Raw genomic sequence first — 13,742 nt, forward strand, 5'->3', positions numbered from 1 at the left:
AAAACCCTCTAGAAGCCTGGTAGAATTGGTAGAATGGTAGAATACCGTGACTGGGTTGTAGAATGACTAATTGACTCTTTACAATGTTTAAGAGGCTTCATTCAATCCCCCATTCCCTCTCGAGCTCTGCCCCGCCTACGGCGGGGCTATGCCAGGTCCACCGTGGGGCTAGTCCAATCGTACTCCCTCTTTCCAAACCTGACCCTCATGCTTAGTACATCGATTAGGACGCTGGAGGGGGATTGTGGCGAGGCTCCTGGGCAATCCAGGGCATAAGCCCAGTACTCATCGCCAGCCAGTGCAATCCTCAGTATGCCGAATGGGCTACACTTACTCGCTAGTGTATCACCATCAACATCAAGCCTCACCCAGCCAATGCCATTAACACTTGCATTGTACTCCCTAATGCCATTATTGACCAGCCACAGCCTGGGAATTGAGGCGTTAAATGCCTTGAGGGCATTGGCAATGCTGTCTAGGACCGTTGGGTTGTCATCGAGTACATGATTGATCCTAACGCCATGGGCAGTGAGCCATATTGCCACTCGAGCCTTCCAATACGACTCCTTGGCGTACTTCCAGGACTCGGGCTTGAGGTAGATGCCCTTGACATTCAGGCCCAGGCTCTCGAGCTGTGAGGTAGTGGTGCTACCCTGCCTCTCCCTAATCCTGCCACTGGCGATGTAGACTGGCTCATTCAAGCTCTTGATGAAGCCAATAACATCCTGCTTGGGCTTGTCAAGGCTCATGTACTCCTCGCTTAGGTAGCAGTCCCAATCCAGCTTCTCGCCCTTCATGCACCTTTGCACTCGGGCAGTAGTATCAAAGAGTGTGTCATCTAGGTCGGCGAGAATGGGCATGGGAAAGCCCACAATGTGGGCTTAATTAGCTAGCGTGAGTAGCAAGTCGAGTAGCAGTTAGTGAGCAGTCGAGTGGCAATCGTGTAGCAGGTCGTGTAGTTGACGATCGTGCAGAAACTGGGGAGGGGTATATACCCCCTACTCACTCTACGGTTAATGATAACGGGAGCATCAATAATGATAACCGTGACGTGGAAAAAACTAGCATATCTACCCCCAGACTCTTCTCACGATCGTCAGCTACTCGACTTGCTACTCGGTTGCTACTTAGTTGCTACTCGGACTGCTACTCTCGGTTCCCCTTGTTCAGTTCCGCATTTAAGGTCCTCGTCAATGTTAATATTGATTGCATTCGCAAGCATTCCCAAAACTCTGGACTCCCAGGCTCGATACCCTTCACTCGAGCAAAATCAACGGAAGTTCTGGCTAATTAGGCCGGGAATGGGCATGCTAGTGCATGCCTCTTGACTGCCTCATCAACGCCCTCTACAATCTACTAATGAATACCAAGGGCACAGTGTGGCTATGGCCCTCTAGACTGGCTAGGTCCTGTGGTCACAGGAGATTGGCGAGCGAGTTCCTAAGGGCTCTAGCCCTAGTGGGCTTGGTGGAGGCTGTGGGGTACAGGACGAGGAGGAAGAGGCTGGTCTACATTACAACGCCAGAGCTAGTCCTGAGGACTAGGGGGATGGGGCTTGACGAGTTTAGGGTGTGGCTACTCGGGAGGATTGCTCAAGCCCCGGCAGTGCCGGGGCTCGCGAGGAACTCAATCACGTCACTCGGGGTCTTGGCAATTACAGCCCTACCGCCCTGGATGTAGGGCTTTACCCAGTCAAAGTACTCGGCCGGTTCTAGTATGATGATTCTACTCCTCTCCATGACCCTCCTAGCCAGCTCTGGGTCAACATCAGGGTCGATGGCGTCGGTAATGATAATGGACTCCTCACTAAGGCTATTGGCAAGGGTAAGGGCATTGGCGATGCTAGTGCCACCATCAGGGGCTAGCCTCAATAATGGCTCAATGACGATTGAGCCACTACCTAGGTCATGAATCCTCGTGTCGAAGGCATAAACATGGACATCCTCATAAGCCAGCACTAGGCTTATGGCTACTGCCGTAGCCACACTAACCTTCTCAATCCTAGAGCCCGGCATAGGCTCGCCCATGCTCCCGCTCCTATCAATAACCACGTTGAACCTACGCCCACTAACCCTCTCAAAACCATAATGAATCGTGGCTAGCCTAAGAGCCCTGACGGGCTCTGGCATTATCAAGTCCTTCACGGTGAATTCACTAATCCTATTAGAGAGTGTATAACTACTCGGGTAGCCAACGCCGGTGATCCTACCCTCGCTTAATCGGCTAGTGAACTCGTCAATCAACTTAACCACGTTGTTGAGGACCCTAGCCATCCTCCTCAACTCCTCGGGGCTTCCGAGGAGCGTGTCTGATGCCTCGAGACCCTTGGAGTGACTCGGCATTAACTGGGCATTCGGGTACCTAGCCCTTAGTGAGGAAAGGGCATTCTCGAACTCGGCACGAGCCTGGACAGCCTCAAGCACGTTCTTGGCAATAGCCCGCACTAGTAATTGGATTGCGGCCCTCTGTGTTTGGTTTAGGTTGGCTGGGGCCATTAGGAGGGCCTTGACGCTCAATTGCCTACCCCTCGTGCCAGTATTGGCTAGGTTATTCATGCCCATTTTGGCGACTTCACGCCACTCCTCATCCCTCATGAACTCCCTCATGTTCCTGAGGACCAGCCTCAGGAACCAGACGCCAGTGTAGAAGCTTAGTGACTGGCTACCAGTCGTGTACGCCCTAATAACCCTCAATTCCCTACTCCTCCTATACTCATCCATTATCACATGCCATAACAATTCTGGCCTCTCCCTATACCTAAGCACCTCAATGCTTAGATCATGAATACCATAGGCATCCGAAGCCATAAAGAGCTTGGGCCACATGTTACTCCCATCCCTGTACTTGCCTACAAAGTACTCAATCATCCCCTCAAGAATGTCAAAGGGTGGTGGGGTGACCCACCTAATGTACCCGTACTTCTCTATCGTACCCTTCTCATTACCATTATTGCCACTATCCCCAGGGGGCATGGGATTGCGGTTTTAGAACCAGCTAATTAGCTGGCTCGCCAGGGCGAGCCTGATGCTCCCAATACCACTGGTATTACCACACGTGGGGATTGCAATAATAATGGACCCAGGCGGGAACACCTGGGTATTAAGCATTAATGGCGTGGTAATCAACGGTAACGAGAGTACAATCCTACCACTACCACTGGGCGTGGAGGTAGCCTTTGGAGGCTACCCAAGGCCTGGGGAGGCCTGCACTATTGGTCCTCATTACGCCATCATAAAAAGCGTGACCGTCTTCAGCATCCACTGCAGCAGGACTAGCCAGGCACTACCCTAACTAATTAACTGGCTCTTGACTGCCAACCCATGCCCACCGACATTGTTAAAATCAATGGTAAGGAATACGCGATAGTCTATGCCATTATTAATGGTGATATTATAATCTTTGATGTTGGTGAGGTGCACTACGCGCCTGGCGAGTCGTACATTATACCCACCACCCCAGGGGAGGTTAGGCTCGCCCTCAGTGAGTGGCGTAGGAGGCTTGTTGGCTTGAGGGATGGCTTGAAGCCAGCGCCCCGGCATTGCCGGGGCTAATTAATTGCTAGCCTTAATCATGCAATCACTGGCGATTAGCCCCGCCTAATTAGTGGGGCTTGTCATACACGATCCAGTGCGAGTCAGTGAATTCCACAATGCCAGCCCTCCCAAGCCTTTTAACGAGGCTCGTAATGAGCCTCCTAGCCACCTCGGTATCGCCGTTAGCGTACTCCATGGCGAACCTCGCGATCTCGTACTTGGGAATCACGTTAATCCTACCCCTAACAAAACGCCTCTTGAAGTTAGTGTAGAAGCCCAGGTAGTCAATGGGCACGAGCGTGACTCACACCCACCCTAATTAGCCCCGGCGGTGCCGGGGCTTAAATCACTCGGGTCCAGGGTAACTAGTTGGAAGCCATACTCCCTAGCAAGCCTCCTGGCACCACTCGTGAAGCAGGGAGCCACTAGAATACCACCAGCATTGAGGGCATCCGCATAACGCCTCAACTGGCTCACTGCATGTAGGTCAGCGCACTGCCTCTTTACCTCAATGACGATTTTACGCCCGCTGGCGTCCTCCGCGAGGATATCGGCAATCCCATGGCCTGGGATCTCGTACTCCACGCTAATGACCCTGCCCCCTGGAATGATCCTCTGGATATTCCTCACAATCCACTCCTTGACGTCCTCGTGAGTCCCAGTTAGCCTGAAGGCTCCCTCGCTTGGCATGCCCCAGCATGCCCACTCTATACCATAGACAACCACCCTAATGACCTCCCTAGGCCTCTGCCTAGTGGAGTAAATGATGAGCTTGCCATCACTAGTCTCCGTCACGCTGATTCTGGAGCCTGGTGGTTGCCAGTTCATGGGTTGGTAGCCCTGGTCAGTGTGGATTAGTAGTGTGCCATCGGGCTTGATTATGATGAGCCTCCAAGCCCTACCAGCCCTCGAGACTGCCCTACCATCATAACTCACCTCAGAATCAGCGTATAGGACTATGACACTCCTGCCTATTTGACTGCGCCAATTACCACCGCAGGGCATGCCCCGTCCTCGCGAGGCTCGTAATTAGGTAATCACATCCAGGACCCTGAAGGCTCCAGCGTCCACGAGCCTCGCGAGGTAGTAGGCAATCGCGAGGGATAGGGAGTAGGCAACATCAAGCAGTGCGTCCCAGACGAAGGCGTGGAAGGCACTGATTGGCGAGCCACCAATCAGGTTGAAGGTGGTGGCCAGCGTGTTCCCAACCATTGCCAGGTAGTCTTGGAGTAGGCAGGTTGGCAAATTGGCTAGTGTGGACTGGAGTGGGTTGCAGGGGAAGTTGATGACTACGACCTGGACGTAGGGTAGCTCCATTAGGACCATGCCCAGCATTACCGGGAGTGTTATGGCTAGTACCATGTACGTCATTGTAATGCTCGAGCCGATACTCCTCGTACTCCTCGGCACAATGAGGCTCGCCGTGACTGCCCACAAGCCGTACTTAGTCATGTACTCGGTGAATAGGGTCATGACGTAGAGTACTGCCAAGTCTGCAATGAACCACTCGAAGGAGAGCCACTGGAGGCTCGTAATCCTCTCCATGAAGCCCGCCAAGGCCGATAGGAAGCCCAGCCTAAAGCCAAACGCCTCTATCGTGCCCAGGGCTTTTAGGGTGTAGACTATTGCCCAGAAGACTGCCCAGGATGTGGTGGACTCTGTGAGTAGGCTCTGGATGTAGGGGCTTGAGGGCTTGACTACGGGGATTCCGAAGGATGAGGCGATGGACTGGCTTATGACACCCGCATTCTGGAGTACTGCCACCACGCTAATGATTACAATCCACGCTATAGCGTATGACCAGATTGCCTCCCACACTTCAGCCCTCTTTTGTGGTGGCGTGTAGTTGACCTTGATTATTAGGTAAGCCACTTCTGCAGTGGCTATTCCAGCAACCGTGTACCACCAGTTGTAGGACACGAGCATCACCACACTCATGCTCTAATTAGGAGTCTGACCTCCTCCCCGCCCTAAAGGTAGATGAGGCACCTCTTCATCCTGCTCTTGCCACACTCGTAGCCTGTGATCCTACCAGCCCGCTTGAACTCCTCAAGCACCTCCTCTATCCTACCCATCATCCCACTCACCGAGTATGCTGATACCCTGTAGCCCCTCATCCCCAGGAACCGCGTGAAGTCCCTAGTCGTTATCTTGACCACGCTGGCATTCCTAACATTCGCCAGGTAATCATTCCTATGCTCCAGCACGTACCTAATGAACTCCCTGAGTAAAACCCTATACACGCGTGAGGCACCCTCACGCCCTAATTAGAATACCATTAGCCCTGCTAATGGTGAATCCACTAGGTTACCTACTAGCCACCACCCTCGCTGGCACTGCACTAGCCACCCTAGCACTCAGGAATAGGAGCCTTGGCGACTGGGCACCATTCATCGCCTACACCATAATACTATCACTCCTACTCCCACTCGTGCCGAGGAGCCTACCACCACCACCAGTAAGCCAGCTGGAGCCAGTGAGCATGGGCATTTCAATCATTGCCCTAACCCTAAAGCTAATCTATGGAATAGCCTCCTCAATACCAGGAGGCTCTGTACTAAATATGCTGGACTTCATTGCCGACGTGTTGGTCAGCATTATAAACACTGCCTGGGCATTATTGGCAATATACACGGTGGGTTACTACGCCTGGCTCTACCTCCCAATCATCCTCGGCGTGAGTATGATAATGGCAATCCACGATGCCCAGACTGCCCTACTCACTGCCTACATTGGGGTTGCCCTCTCCATAATCGCGGGCGTGCTAGCCCCAATCATTAGCGTGATTGGGGCATTGGCAGTAATGAGCGTGAGCCCGCCACTGGGCTTCGCGTTAGTCACCTCAACCCCAAGCCCAGCCCTCGTGGTGACTAGCCAGGGCTTCGGCTTCACGCCCTTTATAATACCACTATACTCGCCAAGCCTAGGCGTGGACCAAGCCTACTGGCTGTGGCTGAAAATGAATTATACATATTATACTATTAGTACTGGCCCAGTGACTCTAGTTAGTGCTAGGCTAGAGCCAGTGCTGGGGTCAATAACCTGTGGTAACGCCACGTGTGGCGCGTATTATGGCGTGAGTGGCGTGGACCTCGGGAATGGTACTGTCATTACCCTGGTTAGCGAGCCAAGCCGAATATGGCTCTGGGGTAGTGGCTTTAGTGTTAATACAACCCTCGTGAGGGTTGGGAATGAGTCAATCATGGGCTGTAATGCCACGGTAAAGCCCAGTCACTGGCTCGAGCCAGTGGGCCTTAAGGCCACTAGTGACCTCGCCCAATTAGCGAGTCTAACTGGCGTGAATTATACACTCCCAAGCCCCACGCCAGTGGGGTATAGGGAGCTAGCCATTAATGTGACACCGGGGAGCCTCGTGATTAATGGTACAGTGAGGCGGGTGGCATGCCTAGTGAGGCTCTATGGCGTAGTGAATAACACGTGGGTTGGGAGTACCCCATTGGGTTACTCACCCACCCTCGCCAGCTACCTCGAGTACGCCTATGCCATTTATAATGCCATTGCTGGGGAGAGTGGTGTTGTTGATAGGCTCCTCGCGAGCCTATTCACCCTAATTACCGTGGGGAGCCTCGGGCTCATTGCCTGGGACTACTTCGTATCCTGGCTTAGGAGGCTATTGGGCTGACGGGCATACTAATTAATACACCAACAAGCCCCAACCCACGTGGGGTACCAGACGGGCAGGGGCATTGCGGGCGTGTTCGAGGCAGTCCTGAATGCCGAGGAGGCAATGGTCATAAGCCCATGGATTGATGGGCAGTACGCGGGGAGGCTCCTCGAGAGGGTTAGGAACGGCAGGGCTAGAGTCATAACCAGCATTGACGAGGATAACGACTTCTACAGGCTATTGAGGCAACCAATGGCTAGCATCAAGTGGAGCCTCTTCATTCCTGGCCTGGTCCTAGTCATCCTGAGCCCAGCCCTTGGGCTCTTCTTCCCAATACCCCTGGGTATTGGCTTATTCCTAATACTCAAGTCCCTCAAGCCAAGGCATAGCCGGCTAGGGCTGGCTAATGTTAGGGTCAGCCCACGCATTGGGGAGGAGGGCTTCATACACATTAAACTCTACATCGCCGGTGACAGGGCATGGATTGGGAGTGCAAACATGACCCCCTCGGCGGTTCACAGGAATATCGAGGTCCTAGTCCCGATAGACGTGAATTTGGCTAGGAGGATTTTCGAGGACGCGTGGTCTAGGGCAAGGCCCTTGACGGGCTAATTAGGAGCCTTCAGGCTAAACCCCGACCCCTATGGCTGGGGAATTAATGATTAGGGTAAAGGACTTGGGCATTAGGAGGGTCTTTGATGAGTACCCACCGAGGCTCCTCACTGGCTATGGCGTTGTTAGGGTTAACCCCAGGGCCTGGAGGCAGTTGCGAAGGTGGGTTGGTGGTGACGTGATTGCCAACCACGCTAAAGCCAGGCCAGACTTACTCGCCTGGCTCAGGCCCTGGGGTGGCATGTGGCTCTATAGGGTGGCTACCGACGCGTATGTTGACTACCCACCCTCTCGGGTCATTGAGGCTGTTAGGAGGTTACTACCCAATGCAGAACCCGTGAAGTTGGGTAGTCTTTTCGGGAAGCCGGAGTATGTCGAGTATGGCGCCAAGTACGCTGAAAGCGTACTTGGTTATGAGGCTAGTGATGGCGTGGTAAAGGGCATTTGGGTTAGGGCTGGGGATGACGGCTATACAGCAATTCGCATTCGCCCATTCCTAGGCTTCAAGAGGGAGATATCGGCAGTAATCCTGCCGAATAGGGTTAGTAGGAGGCTTCATGTGGAGCGTGAGTCGAGGATTGAGGAGAGGCTTAGGGTTGATATTGACGCCTCAGTAGCCACACTGAGGGCATTCGACATTAGCGAGCTCGTGAAGTATAGTATACCATTCACTGTGGTGAATAATATCGCCAGGAGGGTCAGGAGCTTCACGCACCACTGGCGTGTGGCTAGGGCATTAATTGGCAGTGATAATGCCTACGCCCTGGCAATAGCCCTGGGGAGGGCATTAGTGAGTAGTTCAGGCGAGTCTAGGGAGAGGATTGCGAGGCTCCTGGAGCAGTTAACGAGTGACCCAATGAGGTTCGTCAGGGCTTATAGTGAGGCTTCAAGCGTGCCCACACAGGAGGATTAATCCCCGGCATTGCCGGGGATTCCAATCCTAATATTGAATGCACCTAACTCCCTGAGTAATTTAATCGCGCTTGTATTACCGAATTCTGTTATTACCTCTATAATGGAGCCATTATAGTGAATCACGAGCCCACGCTCGGGCATCATTATGATGCCCTCCTCGAATTCACTACCCTCATTTGCAATGTACGCCTCGTCATTCTCGTTAATTAGCCTCTTGAGGGGTGTGATGTCCTTTATGCTATTAATCTCGGCTTTAATCTTTAGAAGGGGCATGAATACCCTGGAGTGGTAGCCCCTAATTAGGCTTGTTGGGAGTACTAGCTGATGAATTGCGAGTTGAGGCTGGAAATGGCTAGACTAGTACTGAGGGATTTCCTCGAGAAGTGGGGTAGTGGTGATTGGGAGGGTGTGGAGCAGGCTCTCGAGGCGCTCGCGAGGATTCTACTGGGGTAAGGAGCGGGGCACTGCCCCGCCTGGTGGGATCATCACGGGGACTCAGGGTGCAGGAACTCGATTAGTACGTGGGTGGTAGCCCATAAGCCTATTACAATCATTGCAATTGGGGTATCATGAATAGCTAAATAATAGACTGCAGTCAATGAATATTCCAGCGTCACGAGTCCATGCATTTGACTTTTCGACAATCTATAAAATGGGTTCTTAACAAAGCGCTTGATATGCATGGCTAGCTTGTTGTCCTCACCAGCCCACATGTGGGCTCGGTGCTAGGTAATAAGCCACCTAATTAGCCCTTACACGAAGAACCTAGCCAGGACATACTGGAGTAAACCCTCAACACCAAGGGAGGAAACCAAACCATCGAGAACCCAAACCCAAGCCCTGTAAAGACTTTGACTCGAACCCACGCACTCCAAGCCACCAAGCCTGGCACTGCCAGGCTTGTAAAGCCTCAATAGCCTCCTCGGCTCCCTGGGCACTAGCACTAGGACTACCTCATTGCCAGCCACCACCAGCACCACCTCCATGACCTCCTCAACCCCCGAGGCACCCACTACCCTGGCTATGGACTCGGGGTCCAGGCTTGGCCTTAGGATTAGCCAGGCAATACCCGTGACAGGCTCACTAACGAGAGCCTCCACACTCTTGTAGCGTGCCAGTACAATGCACCAGTAGGGTAGGAATCCCTCGTCAGAGGGCTTTAGGTAGGCATTAAGGCCGATTAATACCCGCATTCTGGGGATACTTATTAATATGGGGCCTGTAATTAGGACTGGTATGGCGTGGGAATTCGGGAAGGACTGGAGGGATATCGTGCTAGAATTACTCCTACTAGCCCCAGTAATCCTAATCCTACTCACCCAACTCCAGCCTGGGCTAGCCCAATGGCTTAATCAAGCCCTAGCCTCACTGCTAGGGCACTTTCGGGTGGTAATCCTACACGCCCCGCTAGCCTAATTAAGCCCAACCCCTCCAAGGGGCTTGACCCCATATGACTGAAATCCTACTCCTCAACGCCCTACCACTTAATGCCATCTCCCAAGGCGAGGTTGTGATTAAAGCCAGGAGAATTAGCCCCGAGGAGGCTAGAAGGATCATCGAGGGGAAGCAATTAAGGAGTTTTATTGGACACGAGGCAACGGCAAATGCCCTTTCAATACTCCTTGGTGTTAATGTCCCTACAAACAGGGCGAATGCCACGTTGACAAAAGGAAGCGAGGCATTAATCATCGTTCTAGTTCAGAGGCTACCCGAAGGACAAGTAATTAGGAGCGTTGAAGAAGTATTGAGGTTCTTCCAATTATGGCATGTAAAGGTTGAGTGAACCCCGCCTAGTGGCGGGGTTTGGTGATTATTAACTCCTAGCCCTTGCTAGCCTCCCGGCATTCTCCTCCGCCCTCTTACTGAGCCACGAGACACGCCACTCTAGAAAGTCCACTAGGAATGAGTACCACCTCTGGTACCTCAAGACATCAGCAATATCATTGATAGTATTCTCGTAACCAGCCAAGTCCATTGGCTCCATGGCTAGCACCTTAGCCTCGTACCTCATGAAGACCCTCACGGCACTCACTAGAGCCATGAAGTCGTTCCTAGCCATCTTGAGGCTCTCCCTTACAGAGTCCTCTGGACTAGCCCTATACTCCTCAGGCAATTGTAGGCTGGAGCCAATGACCCAGGGCATTACGAGGAATGCCGTGTACGTGGTACAACCCTTCTGCTCCGCTGGGCAGTCAAGCAAAGCCATTAGGCTGGCAATGACCCTGGGTAGCTTTGTGAATAGGGTCCTATCGCTAATCTTGACCCCGAACTCCCTAAGCCCAGCAATCCCCTGGGTAATTAACAAGTACTCGTCAGTGAACCCATCACTCCCCAAAATCTCCAACGCCCTAGTCCTCAACTCCCCAAGCTCCTGGGGAGTTATAATACCACTGGGTGTCTCCTGAGAGTCATTACTAACCCTAAGTGCCTCACCGTAGAATTCTGGACTCACGTAATCAACGCTGGCCTTGATTGGGAACCTATCCGCAAAGGCCATTAACTCAGGCGATTGTGGTATATAATTCGAGGCCCCGTAAATCGCGAATGCCCTGATCGGCATTACCTCCCCAGTGAATGGGTCGTAGATGAGGCGCTCGTTGAGCATACTGTTGAGGGCATTAAGTAGGAATGACGGTGCATTAAAGACCTCATCGAGGTATATGACATCAGCACTAATGATTGGCGACCAATTCCTAACCAAACGCCCATCCTGGAGTGCCCTTACATTATACGGACCAAAGACCTCCACGTCAGTCATGTACTTGTGGAGCTGTATGATGTACGCCTTGGCATTAACCATCCTCGCGAGGCTCGTTATCAAGAGCGTCTTTCCAGTGCCTGGTGGCCCCACTAGTAGTACTGGCTCCCCATGTATTAGTCCGCTCAAGCTCGCGAGGCCAGCCTCATGCTGGCCTGGGAGGCGTCTAAAGAGCCATCGGTATGCGAGTCTAACACCCGGTGCACCGGGCATGGTGGAGTTGGCATGCCAGGGCTTAATTAGCCCTAGCATACTAATTTAAATACGGGCGTATAATACACTCGTATGACTAATCACGCGATTAATAATGCCAGCCCCGGCAATGCCGGGGCTAGGTATGGAATCGTGAGGGTGAAGGCAATAATTGATACTAGCCAGGGGATTCCAGAGGCTAGGGGCTTCATTTACGATCCAAGAAGGGGTGATTGGGTCGAGATTAGCGAGGATGATGCGGGCTATATTCAGGATAATGGCGTGTTGATTGGCGGTGGATTCACGTGGCACGGCGTGATTGGATTGTACGCAGTGCCCAGGGAGAGGCTGGGCAGGTTCAGGAGGTACGTTGTCGAGTGGATTAGTGAATTACCGAAGAGGCCACTCATTGTTGATGAGGGTGTTAGGGTTAGGGTCTCGAGGGATGAGTTTGGGAATACTCATGCTTTTATTGAGAAGTTGTAGGAATTTTAAGGACCCCTGTGGGGTCCTCCCCTGCCCTCCCGGGGTGGGTCACTGGGCAGGGATTGCGGTCAGCGTAGACAGTACGTAGTCGTGAAGGTACTGAAGCATTGGGTCATTTGTCTCTATGATGTCCCCTGGCGTTGGCTCAAACCTCACTTCAATAACCGATCGGATTGTCTGTGCTATCTTTCCATCAACGAGCATTTCAATACTCTTACCCGGCATTCTCACGAGCAATTGGGCCTCCCTATAGAGTCTTCCTACCATAACGCCATTTTTGAAGACTGGTACTGATTGCGCGTACTTCCTTCCCTTGAAGACTTTTATTACTAACCCATCATTATAGAGGACCTCAACGTAACTCACGTGCACACCCTCATCAGTGACACCATAACCCTTGATTATTTTGACACCCCCTATCCTATTCAAAGTAGGACCCACCATGTGGGTCTAAGGTAACGAGGTAGAAACCCCCTAATTAGCTCTAGAGGGCGAGGCATAAGTCTAATTAAGGGGGCTTCATGATTTCGACTCGAGGTAGCCAGCCCCAGCCTGACCAGTGAGGGCGGGGCTGGCGAAAACATCACTAACGAGGCTAGAGGCATTCTCAAGAATCATCCAAACAGTAGCGAGGATCACCCTAGCCCGACCCAAGTCAAGCCCACTCGAGAGTACACCATCCAGTGAAGCACTAATCACCCCAAGCCCATCCCCCAGCCCCTTGATACGGCTGGTCATGAACCTAGCGAACTCGGGGCTCGAGAGGAGCCCGCGAATTACATTGAGGACGGACTTCACAATGTCAATGTCGAATTTGAAAGCCCTGGCGAGGGAGAGGATGCTCGCCAGATCGTAGGCTTCCCTTCTCCTCCCATTCCTCATGAGCTCTATAGCCAGGCCCCAAAGCCTCTTCCAGTACTCCCCCTCCCTAGCGAGTGCCAGTAGTCCCGCGAGGGTTGGCTCGCACCACACTCTATTCCTACCCTGCGAGCCCCTACGGCACCTAATCCACCCCAAGCCCTGGCAGAACTCCATCCTATCGAGAACCTTATCAAACCTCGAGGTACCCACACCGAGCTCCCTCCTAACATCATCAAAACTAACCCTAACACCAAGGAGCCAAGCCCTGAATAGCCTATAAAGGACCTCGTAATGAAGCCTCTTGGTCTCCGCATCCAACTCTTCAATATTACAATAGACCATATGGTATCACCTAGCCAGTGAAGACGTAGTGGAACATTGTTATGATGGGCTGTATGAACAAGTCCCTGAACAAGTCCCAGGCAGTAAAGCCCAGGCTAGCCCCAGCCTGGGTGGCTAGGTAGAGTAGTATGAAGTAGATGATCCAGACCACAGCGAATACCGCGAGGATCACCTTCGCGTTCCCCTCCACCCAGTCGACAATAGCCTCCAGCGCCCTACCCCTCATGCCTGGGGTTGCGCCTAGGAAGTACCTCATGGCGTAGAGGAGTAGGCCAATGAAGGATAGCCAGAAGGCTAGGGCGAAGAGGAAGAGGAGTGCATTCACTACGGGATTGATCATGCTTAGTAACTGGCTGATCACTGGTGGTAATCCAGCCTGTAGTACCACACTGGTCATACTAGCCAATTCCATGGCTAG

21 protein-coding genes are annotated in these 13,742 nt (G+C 52.6%); 9 read left to right on the forward strand and 12 right to left on the reverse strand.

The annotated features are described in order from the left end of the window. Positions 1-146: 146 nt before the first annotated feature. Positions 147-860, reverse strand: a complete 714-nt coding sequence (locus tag Vsou_RS06665; protein ID WP_188604131.1) for a hypothetical protein — start codon at positions 858-860, stop codon at positions 147-149. A gap of 457 nt (positions 861-1,317) precedes the next feature. Here Vsou_RS06665 and Vsou_RS06670 point away from each other — a divergent pair, with 457 nt between their 5' ends. Next, the gene (locus tag Vsou_RS06670; protein ID WP_188604132.1) at positions 1,318-1,680 is read left to right on the forward strand and encodes a hypothetical protein; all 363 of its coding nucleotides are present in this window, start codon (positions 1,318-1,320) and stop codon (positions 1,678-1,680) included. Here the strand turns inward: Vsou_RS06670 and Vsou_RS06675 are convergent. Continuing rightward, the gene (locus Vsou_RS06675) at positions 1,593-2,972 is read right to left on the reverse strand and encodes a vWA domain-containing protein (protein WP_188604133.1); all 1,380 of its coding nucleotides are present in this window, start codon (positions 2,970-2,972) and stop codon (positions 1,593-1,595) included. The genes Vsou_RS06670 and Vsou_RS06675 overlap by 88 nt on opposite strands. Before the next feature lie 52 nt (positions 2,973-3,024). Between Vsou_RS06675 and Vsou_RS06680 the strand changes: the two genes are divergently transcribed. After that, a complete protein-coding gene (locus Vsou_RS06680) occupies positions 3,025-3,291 on the forward strand; it encodes a hypothetical protein (protein WP_188604134.1) in 267 nt (88 codons plus the stop codon). A 29-nt stretch (positions 3,292-3,320) separates the two neighbouring features. After that, a complete protein-coding gene (locus tag Vsou_RS06685) occupies positions 3,321-3,551 on the forward strand; it encodes a hypothetical protein (protein WP_188604135.1) in 231 nt (76 codons plus the stop codon). Between the two features lie 49 nt (positions 3,552-3,600). Here Vsou_RS06685 and Vsou_RS06690 read toward each other — a convergent pair whose 3' ends face one another. From Vsou_RS06690 to Vsou_RS06705, 4 genes are read right to left on the reverse strand one after another with little or no spacing between them, the layout of a single operon-like run. Continuing rightward, positions 3,601-3,828 (reverse strand): hypothetical protein, encoded by a 228-nt coding sequence (locus Vsou_RS06690; RefSeq protein WP_188604136.1) that lies wholly within the window; start codon positions 3,826-3,828, stop codon positions 3,601-3,603. 20 nt (positions 3,829-3,848) lie between these two features. Continuing rightward, positions 3,849-4,538 (reverse strand): endonuclease NucS domain-containing protein, encoded by a 690-nt coding sequence (locus Vsou_RS06695; protein ID WP_188604137.1) that lies wholly within the window; start codon positions 4,536-4,538, stop codon positions 3,849-3,851. A 24-nt stretch (positions 4,539-4,562) separates the two neighbouring features. Continuing rightward, complete coding sequence (locus tag Vsou_RS06700) at positions 4,563-5,453, reverse strand: hypothetical protein (RefSeq protein ID WP_188604138.1); 891 nt, start codon at positions 5,451-5,453, stop codon at positions 4,563-4,565. A gap of 50 nt (positions 5,454-5,503) precedes the next feature. Then, on the reverse strand, positions 5,504-5,776 hold the full coding sequence (locus Vsou_RS06705; RefSeq protein WP_188604139.1) for a hypothetical protein: 273 nt from the start codon (positions 5,774-5,776) through the stop codon (positions 5,504-5,506). 47 nt (positions 5,777-5,823) lie between these two features. Between Vsou_RS06705 and Vsou_RS06710 the strand changes: the two genes are divergently transcribed. From Vsou_RS06710 to Vsou_RS06720, 3 genes are read left to right on the forward strand one after another with little or no spacing between them, the layout of a single operon-like run. Beyond that, positions 5,824-7,176, forward strand: coding sequence for a hypothetical protein (locus tag Vsou_RS06710; RefSeq protein WP_188604140.1), 1,353 nt, complete (start codon positions 5,824-5,826; stop codon positions 7,174-7,176). A 39-nt stretch (positions 7,177-7,215) separates the two neighbouring features. Further along, positions 7,216-7,770, forward strand: a complete 555-nt coding sequence (locus Vsou_RS06715; RefSeq protein ID WP_188604141.1) for a phospholipase D-like domain-containing protein — start codon at positions 7,216-7,218, stop codon at positions 7,768-7,770. 31 nt (positions 7,771-7,801) lie between these two features. Next, positions 7,802-8,683 carry a hypothetical protein gene (locus tag Vsou_RS06720; protein ID WP_264890682.1) on the forward strand — a complete coding sequence of 294 codons (882 nt, stop codon included), beginning with the start codon at positions 7,802-7,804 and terminating at the stop codon, positions 8,681-8,683. Here Vsou_RS06720 and Vsou_RS06725 read toward each other — a convergent pair. Then, on the reverse strand, positions 8,680-8,958 hold the full coding sequence (locus tag Vsou_RS06725; protein ID WP_188604143.1) for a hypothetical protein: 279 nt from the start codon (positions 8,956-8,958) through the stop codon (positions 8,680-8,682). The genes Vsou_RS06720 and Vsou_RS06725 overlap by 4 nt on opposite strands. A gap of 51 nt (positions 8,959-9,009) precedes the next feature. On the opposite strand from Vsou_RS06725, the gene Vsou_RS06730 reads away from it, so the two are divergent. Further along, positions 9,010-9,138 carry a hypothetical protein gene (locus tag Vsou_RS06730; protein WP_264890683.1) on the forward strand — a complete coding sequence of 43 codons (129 nt, stop codon included), beginning with the start codon at positions 9,010-9,012 and terminating at the stop codon, positions 9,136-9,138. A gap of 299 nt (positions 9,139-9,437) precedes the next feature. Here the strand turns inward: Vsou_RS06730 and Vsou_RS06735 are convergent, their stop codons facing one another. Beyond that, positions 9,438-10,004, reverse strand: coding sequence for a hypothetical protein (locus tag Vsou_RS06735; protein WP_188604144.1), 567 nt, complete (start codon positions 10,002-10,004; stop codon positions 9,438-9,440). 131 nt (positions 10,005-10,135) lie between these two features. On the opposite strand from Vsou_RS06735, the gene Vsou_RS06740 reads away from it, so the two are divergent. Continuing rightward, on the forward strand, positions 10,136-10,468 hold the full coding sequence (locus tag Vsou_RS06740) for an STIV orfB116 family protein (protein ID WP_188604145.1): 333 nt from the start codon (positions 10,136-10,138) through the stop codon (positions 10,466-10,468). A 30-nt stretch (positions 10,469-10,498) separates the two neighbouring features. Here the strand turns inward: Vsou_RS06740 and Vsou_RS06745 are convergent, their stop codons facing one another. Beyond that, entirely contained in the window at positions 10,499-11,656 is a 1,158-nt protein-coding gene (locus Vsou_RS06745) for an AAA family ATPase (RefSeq protein WP_188604146.1), read from the reverse strand. Between the two features lie 72 nt (positions 11,657-11,728). Between Vsou_RS06745 and Vsou_RS06750 the strand changes: the two genes are divergently transcribed. Continuing rightward, positions 11,729-12,121, forward strand: coding sequence for a hypothetical protein (locus tag Vsou_RS06750; protein WP_188604147.1), 393 nt, complete (start codon positions 11,729-11,731; stop codon positions 12,119-12,121). A gap of 48 nt (positions 12,122-12,169) precedes the next feature. Here the strand turns inward: Vsou_RS06750 and Vsou_RS06755 are convergent, their stop codons facing one another. The 3 genes from Vsou_RS06755 to Vsou_RS06765 all read right to left on the reverse strand — a co-directional run bounded on the left by Vsou_RS06755 (position 12,170) and on the right by Vsou_RS06765 (position 13,736). Further along, the gene (locus Vsou_RS06755; protein WP_264890684.1) at positions 12,170-12,565 is read right to left on the reverse strand and encodes a hypothetical protein; all 396 of its coding nucleotides are present in this window, start codon (positions 12,563-12,565) and stop codon (positions 12,170-12,172) included. Positions 12,566-12,640: 75 nt separating this feature from the next. Next, positions 12,641-13,324 (reverse strand): hypothetical protein, encoded by a 684-nt coding sequence (locus tag Vsou_RS06760; RefSeq protein WP_188604149.1) that lies wholly within the window; start codon positions 13,322-13,324, stop codon positions 12,641-12,643. A 10-nt stretch (positions 13,325-13,334) separates the two neighbouring features. Further along, a complete protein-coding gene (locus Vsou_RS06765; protein ID WP_188604150.1) occupies positions 13,335-13,736 on the reverse strand; it encodes a hypothetical protein in 402 nt (133 codons plus the stop codon). Between the last annotated feature and the right edge of the window lie 6 nt (positions 13,737-13,742).

The sequence above is a fragment of the Vulcanisaeta souniana JCM 11219 genome (assembly GCF_026000775.1).
Lineage (GTDB): Archaea > Thermoproteota > Thermoprotei > Thermoproteales > Thermocladiaceae > Vulcanisaeta > Vulcanisaeta souniana.

Excerpts from the sequence above, each read along its gene's own strand:
- Vsou_RS06670 (WP_188604132.1), top strand. The coding sequence starts at position 1,318 with ATGCCTCTTGACTGCCTCATCAACGCCCTCTACAATCTACTAATGAAT.
- Vsou_RS06750 (WP_188604147.1), top strand. The coding sequence starts at position 11,729 with ATGACTAATCACGCGATTAATAATGCCAGCCCCGGCAATGCCGGGGCT.
- Vsou_RS06725 (WP_188604143.1), bottom strand. The coding sequence starts at position 8,958 with ATGCCCCTTCTAAAGATTAAAGCCGAGATTAATAGCATAAAGGACATC.
- Vsou_RS06675 (WP_188604133.1), bottom strand. The coding sequence starts at position 2,972 with ATGCCCCCTGGGGATAGTGGCAATAATGGTAATGAGAAGGGTACGATA.
- Vsou_RS06680 (WP_188604134.1), top strand. The coding sequence starts at position 3,025 with ATGCTCCCAATACCACTGGTATTACCACACGTGGGGATTGCAATAATA.
- Vsou_RS06755 (WP_264890684.1), bottom strand. The coding sequence starts at position 12,565 with ATGGTGGGTCCTACTTTGAATAGGATAGGGGGTGTCAAAATAATCAAG.
- Vsou_RS06740 (WP_188604145.1), top strand. The coding sequence starts at position 10,136 with ATGACTGAAATCCTACTCCTCAACGCCCTACCACTTAATGCCATCTCC.
- Vsou_RS06730 (WP_264890683.1), top strand. The coding sequence starts at position 9,010 with ATGAATTGCGAGTTGAGGCTGGAAATGGCTAGACTAGTACTGAGGGAT.
- Vsou_RS06760 (WP_188604149.1), bottom strand. The coding sequence starts at position 13,324 with ATGGTCTATTGTAATATTGAAGAGTTGGATGCGGAGACCAAGAGGCTT.
- Vsou_RS06720 (WP_264890682.1), top strand. The coding sequence starts at position 7,802 with ATGGCTGGGGAATTAATGATTAGGGTAAAGGACTTGGGCATTAGGAGG.
- Vsou_RS06665 (WP_188604131.1), bottom strand. The coding sequence starts at position 860 with ATGCCCATTCTCGCCGACCTAGATGACACACTCTTTGATACTACTGCC.
- Vsou_RS06745 (WP_188604146.1), bottom strand. The coding sequence starts at position 11,656 with ATGCCCGGTGCACCGGGTGTTAGACTCGCATACCGATGGCTCTTTAGA.
- Vsou_RS06710 (WP_188604140.1), top strand. The coding sequence starts at position 5,824 with ATGGTGAATCCACTAGGTTACCTACTAGCCACCACCCTCGCTGGCACT.
- Vsou_RS06685 (WP_188604135.1), top strand. The coding sequence starts at position 3,321 with ATGCCCACCGACATTGTTAAAATCAATGGTAAGGAATACGCGATAGTC.
- Vsou_RS06695 (WP_188604137.1), bottom strand. The coding sequence starts at position 4,538 with ATGCCCTGCGGTGGTAATTGGCGCAGTCAAATAGGCAGGAGTGTCATA.
- Vsou_RS06765 (WP_188604150.1), bottom strand. The coding sequence starts at position 13,736 with ATGGAATTGGCTAGTATGACCAGTGTGGTACTACAGGCTGGATTACCA.